1 protein-coding gene is annotated in these 19,787 nt (G+C 73.5%); it reads right to left on the reverse strand.

What is annotated here, in order from left to right; genetic code table 11:
• Positions 1 to 22: 22 nt before the first annotated feature.
• A complete protein-coding gene (locus tag QSK18_RS17700) occupies positions 23 to 19,759 on the reverse strand; it encodes a type I polyketide synthase (RefSeq protein WP_285620573.1) in 19,737 nt (6,578 codons plus the stop codon).
• Positions 19,760 to 19,787 lie beyond the last annotated feature (28 nt).

Raw genomic sequence — 19,787 nt, forward strand, 5'->3', positions numbered from 1 at the left:
GTCCGGGGGCCCGGACCGCGTGTCAGTCGGCGAGCTCGTTGTCGAGAAGATCGAAGATGTTCTCGACCGTGGCTGCCCGGAGATCGGTGTCGGCACCCCCCTCGGCCTTCGGGTCCTGCTCCGTCTCCAGAGTCAGGACAAGGGCTTTCAGGCGGGCTGCCAGGGCGGATCGCGATCCGTCACCGGCCTTGATCGCACGGGCCATCTCCTCCAGGCGGCCGACCTCGGCCAGGGCCAGGGCCCCGGAGTCGGCCTGCTCGTCGTTTCCGTCGACGAGCTGTTCCTTGAGATGGCCGGCGAGCGCGGCCGGCGTCGGGTAGTCGAACACGAGGGTGGCGGGCAACTTCAGCCCGGTGGCTGCATTCAGGCGATTCCGTAGCTCCAGAGCGGTCAGCGAGTCGAATCCCAGTTCGTTGAAGGCCTTCTGGGCCCCCACGGCGTCGGCCGAGGAGTGACCCAGAACTGCGGCCCCATGTGTCCGAACCAGGCTCAGTAGTACCCGGTCACGGTCCGGGTCCGCTACAGCGTTCAACTGCGCCCGCAGAAGTCGTCCGGCCTGCGGATCCACCGTCGGAGCGGCCCCCACCGGGCGGCCCGCCAGGGCGTGCCAGACCGGGGCGAACCGGCCTCCCCGGGCGGCCTGGGCCCGCAGCCCGGCCACGTTCACCTTCGCCGGCACCAGCAGCGCCTCCGGCCGGGCCAGCGACGCATCCATCAGGGCCAGGCCCTCCTGCGTGCTCAGTTCGCTCATCACGCTGCGGTTGTTGCGCTGACGGTCGGCCTCGTTCAGGTGGCCGGTCATCGCGCTGGCGTCGGCCCACAGGCCCCAGGCCAGCGACTGCCCCGGCAACCCGGCGGCCTGGCGGTGCGCGGCCAGCGCATCGAGGAACGCGTTGCCCGCGGCGTAGTTGCCCTGCCCCGGCGAGCCGAACGTGGCCGCGCCGGAGGAGAACAGCACGAACTGCTGCAGCGGGGAGTTTGCCGTCAGTTCGTGCAGATTCCAGGCCGCGTCCGTCTTCGGCCGCATCACCTGGTCGAGCCGCCCGGAGGTCAGCGAGCCGATCACACCGTCGTCGAGCACCCCGGCCGTGTGGATCACGCCGGTGAGCCGCGGGGCCAACGGCTTGAGGACGCTTGCCAGCCCCGAGCGGTCAGCGGCGTCGGCGGCGGTCACCTGGACGGCGACGCCGCTCTGGGCCACCTCCGCGGCCAGAGCCGCCACCCCGGCCGCGCGCGGCCCGGACCGGCTGATCAGCACCAGCTCCTCGGCCCGGCCACGCTCGGCCAGATGACGGGCCACCAGGGCCCCGAGCAGCCCGGTGCCGCCGGTGATCAGCACCGCGCCGACCTCGCCGACCTCGCTGGCCCGGCCGGACTCGCCGGACTCGCCGGACTCCCCGACCTGGCCGGTCTCGCCGGTCTCGCCGACCTGAACACTCGCCGGACGCACCAGCCGCCGGCTCAGCGCCACGCCACCCCGCAGCGCCACCTCAGGCTCCCCCGAGGCCAGAGCACTCACGAGTGCAGCGCCGACGCCGTCCTCAGCCTCAACCGCAGACCCGTCTTCACGTGTCTCTTCCCCTGGGAGGGTGGGGGCTAGGGATGGCGTCGGCCTGTTATCAGAAACGGCCGGCAGGTCGAGCAGGATGAGCCGGTCCGGGTTCTCCGACTGTGCCGAGCGCACCAGACCCCAGACCGCCGAGGCGGCCAGGTCGTCCACCCCGTCCCCGTCCGCTGCGGCCACCGCTCCTCGGGTGACCAACGCCAGGCGGGCATCGGCCAGGGCGTCGAGCGTCAGCCACTGCTGAACCAGGCTCAGCGCCTCGGCGGTGACCGATCGCGTCCTGGAGCCGAGCTCGGATTCGTCAGGGGCGTCCGCGCTTGAACCATTACCGCTCAAAGTAATAACTACTAGCTCCGGAGCCGCCGCACCGTCGGCGACCGCCTCGGCGAGCGCGGACAGGTCGGCCACGTGCAGCCCGTCGCCCGGAAGTGCGTCACTCACGGCGAAGTGGTCCTCGCCGAGCAGGGCCCAGCGCGTGGGCAGCTCGGCCGAGCCGCCGTTCACCGGGACCCAGTCCACGGCGAACAGCGAGTTGCTCAGGCTGCCCTGCGCGGCGTTCAGCGCATCGGCGCTCACCGCCCGCAGGATCAGCGACTCGACCGCGACCACCGGGCGGCCGGTCGGGTCGGCGCCGGTCAGGGTGAGGCCACCGGCCTCGTCCTGGGCCAGCCGCACCCGCAGCGAGGAGGCGCCGGCCGCCATCAGCGAGACACCGGTCCAGGCGAACGGCAGGCGCACGCCCTCCTCGGACGCGGAGGCCAGCAGGCCGGCCGCGTGCAGGGAGGAGTCGAGCAGGGCCGGGTGGATGCCGAAGCGGGCGGCGTCGGCGCCGGCCGACTCGGGCAGGGCGATCTCGGCGAAGATCGCCTCGTCCTTGCGCCAGGCCGCCCTCAGGCCCTGGAACACCGGGCCGTAGCCGTAGCCGCCGGCGGCCTGAATCTCGTAGAGGTCGCTGACGTCGACCGGTTCGGCGTCCAGCGGGGGCCAGATCAGGAAGTCGCCCGCCGAGGGCAGGCCGACCCGGGTGTCCGGGGCGAGCCGGCCGGTGGCGTGCTGCGTCCACGGTTCGCCGGCCGCGTCGTCGGGACGCGAGTAGATGTCGACCGTGCGCTGATCGTCGGCGTCGGCCGCACCCACCACCACCTGCACGGCCACGGCCCCGCTGGGCGGCAGCACCAGCGGCGCGGCCAGGGTCAGCTCGACCACCCGGGCGCAGCCCACCTCGTAGCCGGCCCGCATCGCGAGGTCGACGAACGCCGTGCCGGGCAGCAGCACCGCGCCACCCACGGCGTGGTCGGCCAGCCAGGGGTGCGTGCGCAGCGACACCCGACCGGTGACCACCACGCCGTCCCCTCCGGCCAGTTCGACCGAGGCGCTGAGCAGCGGGTGACCAACCGCGCCGAGCCCGGCCGAGCGCACGTCGCCGGCGCCCGCCTGCATGGCCTTGGACCAGTAGCGGCGGTGCTCGAAGGCGTAGGTGGGCAGGTCGACGCGCTCGCCCTCGGGCAGGACCGCCGTCCAGTCCACCGGCACGCCACGCACGTGCAGCGTGGCCAGGGAGGCCAGCATGCGCTCGGCGCCGCCGTCGTCGCGCCGCAGCGTTCCGGTCACCACCGGCTCGCCGAGCGCCTCGAGGATCTCGGTGACCGGCGTGGTGAGCACCGGGTGGGCCGAGGACTCGACGAACACGCCATGATCGGCCAGAGCCTCGACAGCACGGGAGAACTCGACCCTGCCACGCAGGCTGTCGTACCAGTACTGCGCAGTGAGCTCGGTGCCTTCCAGCTTCAGCCCGGTCATGGCCGAAACCATCGGAATCCGCGCGACCTGCGGCCGCACCTCAGCCAGCAACCGCAAGATCTCCTCACGCAACTCCTCAACCTGCGGGCCGTGCGAGGCATAGTCGACCGGCAGCATCCGCGCCCGGCCACCCTCACCCTCCACCTCAGCCAGCAGCTCAGCCAACCGGACCGGATCACCCGAGACCACCGTCGCCGACGGCCCGTTCACCGCCGCCACCGTCACATCACCACTCAGACGAGCCTCCACCACAGCCACGGGCTCGGCGATCGAGAGCATCCCGCCGCGCCCGGACAGCGCCTTCAGTGCCTGGCTGCGTAGAGCGACCACCCGGGCGCCGTCTTCGAGCGACAGCGCACCGGAGACCACAGCCGCCGCGATTTCACCCTGCGAGTGCCCCACCACGGCCGAAGGCCGCACCCCGGCCGCCTCCCACACCGCAGCGAGCGACACATGAACCGCCCACAGAACGGGCTGGAGCACGTCCACCTGCTCCAGGGGCCCGTCCAGTGCCTCGGACAGCTTCCAGTCCACGTAAGGCGACAGTGCCCGCTCGCACTCGGCCAGGCGGGCGGCGAACACCGGCGAGGTGGCGGCCAGGTCGCAGCCCATGCCGAGCCACTGCGAACCCTGGCCGGGGAAGACGAACACCACCCGCTTGTCGCCGCTGATCACCTGGCCCGAGACCACCTCGGGCACGGGCAGACCCGAGGCCAGCGCGGCCAGGCCACTCGCCGGCGAGCCGATCACCACGGCGCGGTGGTCGAAGCGGGCCCGGGTGGTGGCCAGCGACCAGGCCACGTCGGCCGGGCTCGCGGTTTCGGTCAACGAGGCCAGGCGCCCGGCCTGTCCGGCCAGTGCCTCGGCGGTACGGGCCGAGATCAGCCAGGCCGCCGGGGCGGCGTCGTCGAACACCTTCACGCCACGGTCGGGCTCGTCGAACTCGTCGGCCGGGACCTCCAGGGCCGGAGCCTCCTGGAGAATGATGTGGGCATTGGTGCCGCTGACCCCGAACGAGGAGACGCCGGCCCGGCGCGGCCGGTGGGCCGAGGAGGGCCACGGCACCGGCTGGTTCAGCACCCGCACCCCGCCGGACGACCAGTCCACGTGCGGGGAGACCTCGTCCGAGTGCAGCGAGAGCGGCAGCAGGTCGTGCTGCATCGCCAGCACCATCTTGATCACCCCGGCCACCCCGGCCGCGGCCTGGGTGTGCCCGATGTTCGACTTGACCGAGCCCAGCCACAGCGGGTCGGCCGCGTCGCGCGCCGCACCGTAGGTGGCCAGCAGGGCCTGAGCCTCGATCGGGTCGCCGAGGACCGTTCCGGTGCCGTGCGCCTCGACCGCGTCCACGTCCTGGGCCTCGATGCCCGCCGAGGCCAGGGCCGCCCGGATCACCCGCTGCTGCGAGGGACCGTTGGGCGCCGTGAGCCCGTTGGACGTTCCGTCCTGGTTCACCGCGCTACCACTGACCAGGGCGAGCACGCGATGGCCGTTGCGGCGGGCGTCCGAAAGCCTCTCCAGCACCAGCATGCCCGAGCCCTCACCCCAGCCAGTACCGTCCGCGTCGGCGCCGAAGGACTTGCAGCGTCCGTCGCCGGAAAGGCCGTTCTGCAGGGCGAACTCGGCGAACGAGCCGGGGGTGGCCATCACCGTGACACCACCGGCCAGGGCCAGGCTGGACTCGCCCGAGCGCAGCGACTGGGCGGCCAGGTGCAGGGCCACCAGCGAGGAGGAGCAGGCCGTGTCGATCGTGACGGCCGGCCCTTCCAGGCCCAGGGTGTACGCCACCCGGCCGGAGATCACGCTGGTCGCGCTGCCGGTGAGGAAGTAGCCCTCGGTGCCGCCGCCCGCCATCTCGGCCGCCTCCACCTGCGGGGCGCCCGGCTGCAGGCTCATGCCGTAGCCGGACGACCAGGCGCCGGTGAACACGCCGGCCGAGGTGCCGCGCAGCGTGTTCGGGTCGATCCCGGCCTGTTCCAGCGCCTCCCAGACGGTTTCGAGCAGGACGCGCTGCTGCGGGTCCATCGCCTGGGCCTCGCGCGGGCTGATGCCGAAGAACGCCGGGTCGAAGTCGCCCGAGTCGTAGACGAAACCGCCGACCGGGGCGAACTGCGAGTTCTGCTGCTCCTCGGTGACGTACGCCTCCCAGCCGCGGTCGGTGGGGAAGGCGGTGATGCCGTCGGCGCCGGTGCGCAGCAGGTCCCAGAACTCCGGCAGGCTGTTCGAGCCGCCGGGCAGGCGGCAGCTCATGCCCACGATCGCGATCGGCTCGTCGGTGTTCGCGGCGGAGACCACGCTGACCTGGGCCGCGACGGCGCCGACCAGTTCGTCGGTGAGGAACTCGCCCAGCAGGGCCGGGGTCGGGTAGTCGAAGACCAGCGTGGCGGGCAGGTCCAGACCGGTCGCGGCGCCCAGCTGGTTGCGCAGCTCGACCGCGGTGAGCGAGTCGAAACCGAGCTCGCGGAAGGGCCTGGCGGCATCGACGGCGTCGGCCGAGGCGTGCCCGAGCACACCGGCGGCCGCGCTGCGCACCAGGTCCACCAGCAGGCGTTCCTGCCCGTCGCGGTCCAGGGTCTGCAGCTGCTGCCCCAGTTCCGTGGTGGCCAGAGCTTCAGAGCCACCACCAGAGGACGTTGGTCCCGCCGCGAGCGCGCGGGCCACCTCGGGTAGTTCGCTGATCAGGGCGCTGGGCCGGTGCAGCGTGAACACCGGGGCGAACTTGGCCCAGTCCACGTCGGCCACCGTGAGCAGGCGCTCGCCGTGGTCCAGAACCGCGGCCAGGGCGTTGATCGCCTGCTCCGGGTCCATCTCGCGCAGGCCGAGGCGCTGCAGCTGGGCGCCGCCTTCGCTGTCGCCCATACCGCCGCCACCCCACAGGCCCCAGGACACGGAGGTCGCGGGAAGGCCTCGGTGGTGGCGGTTCTCGGCGATCGCGTCGAGGTAGGCGTTGGCCGCACCGTAGGCGGCCTGCAGGCGGGAGCCCCAGATCGCGGCGCCGGAGGAGAACACCACGAACGCGTCCAGGTCCCGGTGCGTGGTCAGCCGGTCGAGGTTGCGGGCGCCGGCGGTCTTGGCGTCGGCGGCCTTGGCGAGCTCGGCCACGTCGGTCGCGATCACCGGGGCGCCCTGGGAGACGCCGGAGGCGTGGAACACAGCGCGCAGGGCCGGGCCGGTGCGGTCGATCCAGTCGAGCGCTCCGGAAACCTGCTCGGTGGAGGCCATGTTCACGGCCAGCACGGCCACGCCGGAGCCCTGCTGGGCCAGTTCAGCGACCCGCTGGGCGATGCCCCGGCTGCCCGCGCCGGAGCGCGAGACCAGGACGATCCGCGGAACGCCGCGCCCGGTCAGCCAGGTGGCCACGTGTCCGCCGACCGAGCCGGTGCCCCCCGTAATCAGAGCCGAGCCCACCGACGTCCATTGTTGGGCCTTTTCGGCAACGGGTGCGGCCGGCACCAGCCGCCGCCCGAGAACACCGCTGCCCCGGACCGCGATCTGGTCCTCCCCCGCGACCTGACCGGCCAGAACGGCGGCCAGGCGGGAGGCGGAACGCTCGTCGAGGTTCTCGGGCAGGTCGATCAGGCCGCCCCAGTGCTCGGGGTGTTCCAGTCCGGCGACCAGGCCCAGGCCCCAGACCTGGGCCAGTTCGGGACGGGTCAGCGGGTCGGCCGGGCCGGTGCTGACCGCGCCGGTGGTGGCCACCCAGACCGGGATCTGGAAGGAGAGCGCACCGAGCGCCTGCACCAGGATCGCGGTGGCGGCGAGGCCGGCGGTGACCGAAGGGGCCTCGGCCAGCGGGGTCTCGTCGAGCGCGAGCAGTGACAGGACGCCGGACGGCATCGTCACGGACGCCTGGGTGAGCGACTCGCGGATGCTCGCGGCCAGCGTCTCCGGCTGGGTCGGTTCGGCCGAGGCTCGCACCAGAACAACCGAGGCACCGCGCGATTCCAGGGCTTGCACGCAACCGGCCACCAGTTCGTCCAGCGGACCGGCCGGAGCCAGCACCAGCCAGGCCCCGCTCAGCCGCACCGACGCGGGTTCGGCCAGCGGCGACCAGCTCACCCGCAGGCGCCAGCCCGCGGTGCGCGACTCCTCCATCTCACGCGCCCGCCACGAGGCCAGCGCGGGCAGAACCTCGCTGAACGGCCGGTCGCCGTCCACGTCCAGGGCACCGGCCAGCCCGGCCAGGTCGCCGCCCTGCACCGCGGCCCAGAACCGGTCCTCGCCCGGCGTGGACGAACCCGTGCGCTGGGCCGGCAGGGCCGGTGCGTCGGGCCAGAAGCGCTCGCGCTGGAAGGCGTAGGTGGGCAGGTGCACCGGGCCGCCCGTGGGCAGCACCCGGCTCCAGTCCACCTCGACGCCGTTGACGTGGGCGCGGGCCAGGGCCCGCAGCACCGAGGGGGCCGAGGCCGAGTCGGGGCGCAGCACCGGCACGAACTGCGGCGCCGCGCTGTCGGTGGGCAGCACTCCCGAGCCCATCGCCGAGAGCGTCCCGTCCGGGCCGATCTCCACGAAGACCGTCACACCACGGGCGGCCATGGTCCTTACCGCATCGGCGAAACGCACCGCCTCGCGGGCCTGAGCCACCCAGTACTGCGGCTCCGGCGCGTCCACGGCCTGGCCGGTGAGGGCGCCGACCCAGCTGACCGAAGGCGCACTGTGCGAGATGTTCTCCGCCACCTGCCCCAGTTCGTCCAGGGCCGGGTTCATCCGGGCGGAGTGGAAGGCGTGGCTGACCCGCAGGCGCCGCACCCGCTTGCCCTGTTCGCGCCAGTGCTCCACGGCCTGCTCGACCGCGTCCTGGTCACCGGAGACCACCACCGACGTCGGCCCGTTCACCGCCGCCACCGACAGGCCGTCGATCCCGGCCACGTAGGCGCGGATCTCGTCCTCGGTCACCGCGATCGCGGCCATTGCCCCGCCCTCGGGCAGGGCCTGCATCAGCCGGGCGCGGGCGCCGACCAGGCGGCAGGCGTCCTGAAGGCTGAGCACCCCGGCCACGTGCGCCGCCGAGATCTCGCCGAGCGAGTGCCCGGCCACCACGTCGGGGCGGATGCCCGCGGCCTCGAGCAGGGCGACCAGGCCGAGCTCGACCGCGAACAGGCCGGTCTGGGCGTAGAGGGTCTGGTCGGCGCGCGGGCCCTCGGTAGCGCTGAGCACCACTTCGCCCACCGGCACGCCGGTCTCGGCCTCCAGCAGGGCGCAGACATGGTCGAAGGTCTCGGCGAACACCGGCGAGGACGCGTACAGCTCGCGTCCCATTCCCGCGCGCTGGGCGCCCTGGCCGGCGAAGAGGAAGCCGACGCGGGCCGAGTCACCCACCGGCGTGACGCCGCGCACGACATCGCTCGACGGAGCTCCCGCGGCCAGGTCAGACAGGCCCTGAACCAGGGCATCCCCGAGCACGACCGCGCGGTGCTCGAACTGCGAGCGGGTGGCCGCCAGCGACCACCCCACGTCGGCCGGGTCGAGCTCGGTTTCAACGGAGAGGTGCTGGGCCAGGCGCCCGGCCTGGGCGAGCAGCCCGGCGCCGGAGCGGCCGGAGACCAGCCAGGCCTGCGGGGCCGGGTCGAGCACCGGCAGCCCCGAAGGCTCCGGCTCGGCGAATTCGGCCGGTTCGGCGGCAGGCTCGGGAGCCGGTGCCTCCTCGATGATGACGTGGGCGTTCGTCCCGCTCACGCCGAAGGCCGACACCCCGGCCCGCCGCGGACGTCCGTGTTCAGTTTCCCAGGCCACCGACTCGGTGAGCAGCGAGACCTCACCGGCCGACCAGTCGACGTGCGGCGAGGGCTGCTCGGCGAACAGGGTCTGCGGGAGCCGGTCGTGCTGCAGGGCCAGGATCATCTTGATGATCCCGGCGACGCCGGCCGCGGCCTGGGTGTGGCCGATGTTCGACTTGACCGAGCCGAGGTGCAGCGCGCCCGCTCCGGCGCGCTCGGCGCCGTAGGTGGCCAGCACTGCCTGGGCCTCGATCGGGTCGCCCAGAACGGTTCCGGTGCCGTGCGCCTCCACCGCGTCCACGTCCTTGGGCTCGATGCCCGCGGACGCCAGGGCCGCCCGGATCACCCGCTGCTGCGAGGGGCCGTTGGGCGCCGTGAGCCCGTTGGACGCGCCGTCCTGGTTCACCGCGCTACCACTGACCAGGGCGAGCACGCGATGGCCGTTGCGGCGGGCGTCCGAAAGCCTTTCCAGCACCAGCACACCGGAGCCCTCGCCCCAGCCCGTGCCGTCGGCGTCCGCCCCGAAGGACTTGCAGCGCCCGTCGAAGGCCAGGCCGTCCTGGCGGGCGAACTCGGCGAACGCGCCGGGCGTCGCCATCACCGTGACACCGCTGGCCAGAGCCAGGTCGCACTCCCCCGCGCGCAGCGCCTGACCGGCCAGGTGGGTGGCCACCAGCGACGACGAGCAGGCCGTGTCGATCGTGACGGCCGGGCCCTCCAGGCCCAGCGTGTACGAGATCCGGCCGGAGATCACCGCTCCGGCGTTGCCGGTGAGCATGTAGCCCGCGGTGGCCGGGTTGTCGGCGATCGCGTTGCCGTAGGCCGAGTAGGTCGCGCCGGCGAACACACCGGTCTGGCTGCCTCGCAACGAGAACGGGTCGATCCCGGCGCGCTCCAGCGCCTCCCAGGTGGTCTCCAGCAGCAGCCGCTGCTGCGGGTCCATGGCCAGCGCCTCACGCGGGCTGATGCCGAAGAAGGACGCGTCGAAGCTGGTCGCGTCGTAGACGAAGCCACCCTGCTTGGGCGTGGACTTCCCGCCGCCCCCGTAGACGCCGTCCACGTCCCAGCCACGGTCGGTGGGGAACGCGGCGATGGCGTCGGTGCCGGAGACCAGCATCTCCCAGTAGCTTTCCGGGTCGCTCACACCACCGGGGTAGCGGCAGGCCATGCCGACCACGGCGATCGGTTCCCCGTCGTCGAAGGCTGCGGTCACGCGGGCCTGACTCGGGGCCGAAAGGTCGCCCAGCAGTTCGCTCAGCAGCAGCTGAGTGACCGCTGCGGCCGTGGGGTAGTCGAACACCAGCGTCGCCGGCAGTTTCATCCCGGTGGCCGTGTTCAGGCGGGTGCGCAGGTCCACCGCGGTGAGCGAGTCGAAACCGAGCTCACGGAAGGCCCGCGAGGCCGGAACAGCATCGATCGAGGCGTGCCCGAGCGCGGCCGCGGCCTCGGAGCGCACCAGCTCGGTGAGGATGCGCTCCTGCTCGTTGCGGGCCCGCCCGGCCAGCTTCTGGTCCAGCGCGGACCGGGCGACCCCGGCGTCCTCGGTGCCACCGGCCGCCTCGAGCGCCTTCTGCGCGTCGGGCAGGTCGGCCAGCAGCGGGCTGGGGCGCTGCACGGTGAAGACCGGCGCGAACCGGGTCCAGTCGGTGTCCGAGACCGCGACCAGCGACTCCCCCGCATCCAGGATCTGGGCCAGGGCCAGCACGGCCTTGTCCGGGTCCATCTCGCGCAGGCCCAGGCGCTGCAGCACCTCACCGGCGGTGCCCTTGCCCATCCCACCGCCGCCCCACAGGCCCCAGGCCACGGACGTGCCGGTCAGGCCGCGGGCGCGCCGGTCCTCGACCAGCGCGTCGAGCGCGGCGTTGGCGGCGGCGTAGGCCGAGAGCTGGCCCGAGCCCCAGGTGGTGGCGCCGGAGGAGAACAGCACGAACGCGTCCAGGTCGAGCCCGGCGGTCACCTCGTCGAGCACCTGAGCGCCGCCGACCTTGGCCAGCGAGGCCTCGTTCAGGTCGGCCGGCGTCATGATCTCGACCGGCCCGGCGACCCCGGCCCCGGCCGCGTGCATCACCGAGCTGAGCTGTGGGCCGTTCTCGCCGATCCAGCGCACCAGGTTCTGCACCTGGGCGCGGTCGGCGATGTCCCCGGCGACCACGCTGACCTCGGTGCCGGCGGCGGCCAGTTCAGCCGCCAGTGCGGGCACGCTGCCGACCCGGGCGCCGGACCGGCTCGAGAGCACGACCTTCTGCGCGCCCCGGGTGACCAGCCAGCGGGCCAGATGCCCACCCACGCCACCGGTTCCGCCGGTGATCAGGACGGTGCCGTCGGGCTTCCAGATGTGAGACGTCTGCGGGCGCGGCGCCCGCACGAGGCGGCGGGCCAGCACACCCCCGGCCCGCACAGCGACCTGGTCCTCGTCGCCGTTCAGCACCGTGGCCAGACGGTCGGCCGCGCGTGCGTCCAACGTGGCGGGCAGGTCGATCAGGCCGCCCCAACGGCTCGGGTGCTCCAGGCCGGCGACCCGGCCCAGGGCCCAGGTCTGCGCCTGCAGGGGGTTGTGAGCGCTCTCGCCGGCGGCGGCGGCCACCGCGCCCTGCGTCAGCACCCACAGCGGCGCCTCGATCGCGGCGTCGCCGAGGGCCTGGACCAGCGCGGTGGTCGAGGCCAGGCCGGTGGGCACGACGGGGGCGTCCGGCAGCGGGCGGTCGTCGAGGGCCAGGAGGGAGACGACGCCGGAGACGGCGGGGACGCCCTCGGGCCAGGCCGTCTGGTCGGCGAAGAACGTGGACGTGGCGGTGGCGAGGTGGTCACCGAGCTCGGAGCGCGCGGATCGGCCGGCCGGGACCTCGACCCGCACAACGTGCGCACCGCGCTCCCCCAGCGCCGCTTCGACGTCGAAGAGCAGACCAGAGGACGTCGGTGCCTCGGTGGCGGAGTCGGTCCCGGTGGACGTGTGGGCAGGGACGACCAGCAGCCAGATGCCCGACAGCTTCGACTGCGCCTTGGCCACCACCGGCGTCCAGGTGATCCGGTAGCGCCAGTCGGCCACCTCGGACTCCCCGCGCTCCTTACGGCGCCAGGCCGCCAGCGCGGGCAGGATCTCGGCGAGGTTCGCGCCGTCGACCGCCAGGCTCTGCGCCAGGCCGTCCACGTCGCCGCCCTCGACCGCGTTCCAGAACGCGCTGTCCGCCACTGCGGCGTCGTCCTGGGCAGGCTGGGCCAGCGGGTTGTGCTTGGGCCAGAACCGCTGCTTCTGGAAGGCGTAGGTGGGCAGTTCGACCCGGCGGCCGGTGGGCAGCACCGCGGTCCAGTCCACGAACACGCCCTTGACGTGGGCCGCCGCCAGCGAGGCGATCGCCCGGTCGGCGCCCCCGTCCTCGCGACGCAGCGTGCCGGTGACGACCGGCTCGATCTCCAGGCCCTCCAGGCTTTCCAGGGTGTCGGCGATCGGCGCAGTGAGCACCGGGTGCGCCGAGGCCTCGATGAAGACCCGGTAGCCGGCCCGGCCCAGCACCTCGGTGGCCCGGGCGAACTCCACCGGGGCACGCAGGCTGGAGTACCAGTAACCGGCGTCCATCTCCGGCCCGGCCAGGAACTCGCCGGTCATCGCCGAGACCAGCGGAACCAGCCCGGCCTGCGGGCTGACCGGGGCCAGCAGCCGCTCGATCTCTTCCTTCAGCTCGTCGACCTGGGGGCCGTGCGAGGCGTAGTCGACCGGCAGCATCCGCGCCCGGCCGCCCTCGGTCTCCACCTGCGCGGCCAGCACCTCCAGCACCGCCGGGTCACCGGACACGACCGTGGCGTTCGGCCCGTTCACCGCCGCCACCGTCACATCGCCACTCAAGCGACGCTGCACAACCTCGACCGGCTCGGCGATCGAGAGCATCCCGCCGCGACCGGCCAACGCCTTCAGCGCCTGGCTGCGCAGCGCCACCACCCGAGCGCCGTCCTCCAGCGACAGGATCCCGGCCACCACCGCCGCGGCGATCTCACCCTGCGAGTGCCCGAGCACCGCGTCCGGCGTGACCCCCGCCGCCTGCCAGAACTCGGCCAGCGACACCATCACGGCCCACAGCACGGGCTGCACCACGTCGACCCGCTGCAGAGCCTCTTCGTCGCCCAGCACCTCCTCCAGCGACCAGTCCACGAACGGAGCCAGCGCAGCCCCGCACTCGGCCAGGCGGGAGGCGAACACCGGCGAGGCAGCGGCCAGCGCGCGCCCCATGCCGATCCACTGCGACCCCTGGCCGGGGAACACGAAGACGACCTGTCCGGAGCCGCCGACGTTGCCGGCGACCACGCCCGGGTCGGGCTCACCGGCGGCCAGCGCACGCAGGCCGGAGAGCAGGTCGGCGCCGGTCACGACGGCCCGGTGCTCGAAGGTGGAACGGGTGGTGGCCAGCGACCAGCCGACGTCCACCGGGTCCAGCTCCGGGTGCGTGCCCAGGTGGGCGAGCAGGCGCTGGGCCTGGTCCGCGAGACCGGCCGGGGTCTGGCTGGAGATCAGCCAAGCGGGCTCGCCCTCCAGCACCCCGGTCAGCTCGTCCGCGTGGCCAGGGTTGTTCGTGGCGTCGGCGTCCGGGGAGGCCACGGCGTCTTCCGCCGGGGCCTCGGCCAGGATGATGTGGGCGTTCGTGCCGCTGATGCCGAAAGCCGAGACACCGGCCCGGCGAGTGCGTCCCTCGGTGGCACCCCACTCGACCGACTCGGTGAGCAGCGAGACCTCGCCGGCCGACCAGTCGACGTGCGGCGAGGGGGTACCGGCGTGCAGGGTGGCCGGCAGCCGGCCGTTCTTCAGCGCCAGCACCATCTTGATGATCCCGGCCGCGCCCGAGGCCTGCTGCGCGTGACCGATGTTCGACTTCACCGCGCCCAGCCACAGCGGTCCGGCGTCGCCGCGCTCGGCGCCGTAGGTGGCCAGCAGGGCCTGGGCCTCGATCGGGTCACCGAGCACCGTGCCGGTGCCGTGCGCCTCGACCACGTCCACGTCGGCCGGCGTCAGACCGGCCGAGGCCAGAGCCGCGCGGATGACGCGCTGCTGCGAGGGGCCGTTGGGAGCGGACAGGCCGTTGGACGCGCCGTCCTGGTTGATGGCGCTACCAGCCACCGTGGCGAGAACCGGGTGCCCGTTGCGGCGGGCGTCCGAAAGCCTTTCCAGCACGATCATGCCCGCGCCCTCGGAAAGGCCCATGCCGTCGGCCTCGGCCGAGAACGCCTTGCACCGGCCGTCCCGGGCGAGGGCGCCCTGCTGGGAGAAACCGATGAACTCGGCCGGGTCGGCGATGATCATCACGCCACCGGCCAGGGCGAGGTCGCACTCACCGGCCCGAAGCGCCTGGGCGGCCAGGTGCAGGGAGACCAGCGCCGACGAGCAGGCGGTGTCCACCGTGACGGCCGGGCCCTCCAGGCCCAGCGTGTACGAGATGCGCCCAGAGATCACCGAAGTGACGTTGCCGGTCAGCAGGTGCCCTTCGGCGCCGTCGAGGTCGGCACCGAAGCCGGTCTGCGAGGCGTAACCGGACGAGGCGGCTCCGGCGAACACGCCGGTGAGCGAGCCCTGGAGCGAGACCGGGTCGATACCGGCGTGTTCCAGCGCTTCCCAGGAGGTCTCGAGCAGCAGACGCTGCTGCGGGTCCATCGCCAGCGCCTCACGCGGGCTGATCCGGAAGAACGCCGGGTCGAAGTCCGCGGCGCCGGTGATGAAACCGCCCTCGCTGGTGTACGAGGAACGCTCCTGGCCGGGGATCGAGTCGAGCAGGCCGGCGATGTCCCAGCCGCGGTCGGAGGGGAAGGTGCCGATCGCGTCGCCACCTTCGATCAGCAGGCGCCACAGGCCGTCCGGGTTCTCGGCGCCCGGGTAGCGGCAGCCGAGGCCGACGATCACGACCGGGTCCTCGGCGTCGACCTGGGCCACCCGCGACTGCGTGGCCGCGGCCGGGTTCCCGGTCAGTTGCGCGATGATCTGCCGGGCCAGCACCACCGGAGACGGGTAGTCGAAGACCACCGTGCTCGGAAGCTGCAACCCCGTGGCCTCGTTCAGGCGGGTACGCAGCTCGACCGCGGTGAGCGAGTCGAAACCCATTTCCCGGAAGGCCCGGGCCGGGTCGACGTCGGAGGCCGAGGCGAATCCGAGCACGGCGGCGGCGTGCCCGCTCACCAGGTCGGTGACGATGCGCTCGCGCTGCGCGGCCGAGACACCGGTGATCTTCTCCAGGAGGGCGGCGCCGTCTCCGGAGACCATCACGGCCTTGGACTCGTTGCCGGAGGTGACCTGGCGGGCCTCGGGAATGCCGTCGAGCAGCGGCCAGGAACGCACCGCGTTGAACACGGCCGAGAAGCGCGGCCAGTCCACGTCGGCGACCGCCATCACGGTCTCGTCCTCGGCCAGCAGCTGACCGAGCAGGCCCAGAGCACGCTGCGGGTCCAGCAGCCGCAGGCCCTGGCGGCGCAGCCGCTCCGGCACCAGGCTCTGCGGGCGGTCCAGCTCGTTGCCGTCAGCATCGTCGCTGAACCGTCCGCCCGAGCCCCACACACCCCAGGCCACGCTGGTCGCGGGAAGGCCACGGGCGCGGCGGTTCTCGGCCAGGGCGTCGAGGTGGGCGTTGGCGGCGGCGTAGGTGGCGTGCTCGCCCACGCCCCAGGTGGCGGTGATCGAGGAGAACAGCACGAACGCGCCGAGGTCCAGGTCGGCGGTCAGCTCGTCGAGGTTCTGCGCGCCGATGACCTTGGCGCCGAAGGCCATCGCCAGCTGGTCGTTGTCGGCCTGGTCGACCGGCATGAGCTCGACCGCGACGGCGCCGTGGACCACCGCCGACAGCGGCGGGGCCACGCGGGGAATCCACCTGATGACGTCGGCGAGCGCGGCTTTGTCCGTCACGTCGACCGCGACCATCGTGACGTCGGCGCCGGACTCGGCCAGCATCGAGGCCAGGAACGAGGCGCCGGGCGTGTTCGCGCCCCGGCGGCTGGCCAGGACCACGTGCGGAACCTGCTCCTCGACCAGCCACGAGGCCAGGTCCGGGCCGATCGCACCGCTGGCCCCGGTGACCAGCACGCTGCCGCGATTCCAGTCCCGGCCCGGGACGGAGGCGCGGGCCGCACCGGCCCGCTTCAGGCGGCGTACCAGCACCCCACCTGCGCGGATCGCGACCTGGTCCTCGGCGCCGCTGAGCACCGCGCCCAGCCGCTCGATCGCCTTGGCGTCCAGCGTGCCGGGCAGGTCGACCAGACCACCCCAGCGGTCCGGGTGCTCCACGCCGACCGTGCGGCCCAGACCCCAGGCCTGAGCCTGCACGGGGTTGCTGGGCGCTTCCCCGCCTGCGGCAGCCACCGCACCCTGGGTCAGCACCCACAGCGGGGCGTGCGAGCCCAGGTCGCCCAAGGCGTGCACCAGGGCCATCGTGGCCGCCGTCCCGACCGGCACGGCCGGCTGAGCGGCCATCGGGGCCTCGTCCGTGGCCAGCAGCGAGACCACGCCCACGAGCGGGATCTCGCGACCGGCAAGAGCCTGCTCGAGCGCGGCGGCCATACCGACGCGCTCGGTGGCATCGGTCACCACCTCGAGCACGTCTGCGCCCCGGTCCCCCAGGGCCCGCCGGGCGGCGTCCACCAGGGCGCTGCTCCCGGTCGGCTTGACCAGCAGCCAGGTACCCGCCAGCCGGGCGGGGGCGGAGTCGGCCAGGGGCTGCCAGCTGACCCGGTAGCGCCAGTCACCGATCAGCGACTCGTCCCGCTCCCGCTGCCGCCAGGAGGCCAGGGCGGGCAGGACGGCGCCCAGCTCCTCACCGTCCAGCGAGAGCGTGCGGGCCAGGCCTTCCAGGTCACCGGCCTCGACGGCGTTCCAGAACTGCTCCTCACCGGCGTTGCCGCCGAACCCGGCCCGCACCTCGGCCGCCGAGGTGGGCAGGCTCTTGGGCCAGTACCGCTGCCGCTGGAACGCGTAAGTCGGCAGCTCGATCAGGTCGGCCGCCGGGATGACACGGGTCCAGTCCACGGCCACGCCGCGTACGTGCACCTCGGCCAGCGAGGCGATCAGACGGGCGGCCCCGCCGTCCTCGCGGCGCAGGGTGCCGGTGGTCACGATCTCGGAGGCGAGCACCGCGTCCTGCGCCGGGGCCAGGATCTCGGCGATCGCGTTGGTCAGCACCGGGTGGGCCGAGGACTCGACGAAGACGCTGTGCCCCTCGCCCCCGAGCACCTCGATCGCCCGGGAGAACTCGACGCGGGCGCGCAGGCTGTCGTACCAGTACTGGGCGGTGAGCTCGGTGCCGGTGAGGTGCTCGCCGGTCATGGCCGAGACCATGGGGATGTTCGTCGGGCGGGGCTTGACGTCGGCGAGCACGCGCAGGATCTCGTCGCGCAGTTCGTCCACCTGCGGGCCGTGCGAGGCGTAGTCGACCGGCAGCATCCGCGCCCGGCCGCCCTCGGCCTCCACCCGCGCGAGCAGTTCCTGCAGCAGCTCCGGGTCGCCCGAGACCACGGTCGCGTTCGGCCCGTTCACGGCCGCCACGGTCACGTCGCCGGTCAGACGCGCCTGCACAACGGCCACCGGCTCGGCGATCGAGAGCATCCCGCCCCGACCCGACAGAGCCTTCAGAGCCTGGCTGCGCAGCGCCACCACCCGGGCGCCGTCCTCCAGCGACAGCGCACCGGAAACCACAGCGGCGGCGATCTCACCCTGCGAGTGGCCCACCACCGCATCCGGCTTCACGCCGGCTGCTTCCCAGACCGCGGCGAGCGAGACGTGCACGGCCCACAGCACCGGCTGGACCACGTCCACCCGCTCCAGGGAGCCTTCGAGCTCTTCCAGCAGGTCCCATTCGACGAACGGCGCCAGCGCGGCGGCACACTCGGCCAGCCGGGCCGCGAACACCGGCGAGGAGGCAGCCAGTTCCCGGCCCATGCCGACCCACTGCGCCCCCTGGCCCGGGAAGACGAAGGCGGTGCGAATGCGCCCACGCCCGGCGGGCACGACACCGCTGACCACCCCGGCGGAAGGCAACCCGTCCGCCAGAGCCGCCAGACCCGTCCTCAGTTCTGCGGTATCGGCACCCATAACCACGGCGCGGTGCTCGAACAGCGACCGCGTGCGCACCAGAGACCAGGCCACCTGGGCCGGGTCGAGATCGGGCTGCTGCCGGGCGAACTCGTCCAGGCGTGCGGCCTGGGCGGCGAGTGCGGCGTGGGAGCGGCCCGAGACCAGCCAGGCCGGCACCACGTCGTCGAGCACCCGCGGCGCCTCGTCCTCGGCCACCACCGGGGCCGGGGCGTCGGCGTCCTCCTCGACCTCGGCCGTCAGCGGCGCCTCTTCGATGATGGCGTGCACGTTGGTGCCGCTCACGCCGAACGCCGAGACGCCCGCGCGCCGGGGCTGGCCGCCCTCGGCGAGGCTGGAGGGCCAGGGCACCGGCTCCTGCAGCAGCGAGACCTCGCCCGCGCTCCAGTCGATGTCGCTGCTGGGGGTCTCGGCGTGCAGGGTGCGGGGCAGTTCCTGGTGCTGCAGGGCCAGCACCATCTTGATCACGCTGGCGATGCCGGAGGCGGTCTGGGTGTGGCCGATGTTCGACTTCACCGAGCCCAGCAGCAGGGGCTCGCCCGCCGGGCGGTCCTGGCCGTAGGTGGCCAGCAGGGCCTGGGCCTCGATCGGGTCACCCAGGCGGGTGCCGGTGCCGTGCGCCTCGACCGCGGCGACCTGCTCGGCGCGCAGCCCGGCGCTGGAGAGGGCGGCGCGGATCACGCGCTGCTGCGAGGGACCGTTGGGGGCGGTCAGGCCGTTGGAGGCGCCGTCCTGGTTCATCGCGCTGCCGGCCACCACGGCCAGCACCCGGTGGCCGTTGCGGCGGGCGTCGGAAAGGCGCTCCAGGACGACCATCCCGGCGCCCTCACCCCAGCCGATGCCGTCGGCGCTGTCGGCGAAGGGCTTGCAGCGGCCGTCGAAGGCCATCCCGTCCTGGGCCGCGAACTCGGCGAACGCCGACGGCGTGGACATGATCGCCACACCACCGGCCAGCGCCATCGAGCACTCCCGGGCGCGCAGCGCCTGGCAGGCCAGGTGCAGCGCGACCAGGGCCGAGGAGCACGCGGTGTCGACGGTGACGGCCGGGCCCTCCAGGCCCAGGGTGTAGGAGATGCGCCCGGAGATGACCGAGGTGATGCTGCCGATCAGCATGTACCCCTCGGCGGCCGCCTCCTCGGACAGGCCGCCGCCGTACATGCCGAAGCCCGCACCCGCGAACACGCCGGTGGAGGAGCCCTTCAGCGACAGCGGGTCGATCCCGGCGCGTTCCAGGGCCTCCCACGCGGTCTCCAGCAGCACCCGCTGCTGGGGGTCCATGGTCAGCGCCTCACGCGGGCTGATCCCGAAGAACTGCGGGTCGAACTCGGCCGCGTCGTAGACGAAACCGCCGACCTGGCCGATCTGGGAGTCGCCGACCATCCCGGCGTACAGGGCGTCGGACTCCCAGCCGCGGTCGGTCGGGAACGGCGAGATCGCGTCCGTCCCGGCGTCCATCAGGTTCCAGAAGTCCTCCGGAGCCCGGACGCCGCCGGGCAGGCGGCAGCCCATGCCGACGATAGCGATCGGCTCGCGCTCACGGTCACGCAGACGCTTACGGGTGCGGCGCAGTGCCGCGGTCGTCTGCTTGAGGTAGTCCCTGAGCTTGTCGTCGTTCTCTGCAGCCATCGCCAGTACCCCTAGAGTTCTTGTGGAA

Source organism: Kineosporia sp. NBRC 101677 (assembly GCF_030269265.1).
In the GTDB taxonomy this organism is placed as follows: Bacteria; Actinomycetota; Actinomycetes; order Actinomycetales; family Kineosporiaceae; genus Kineosporia; species Kineosporia rhizophila.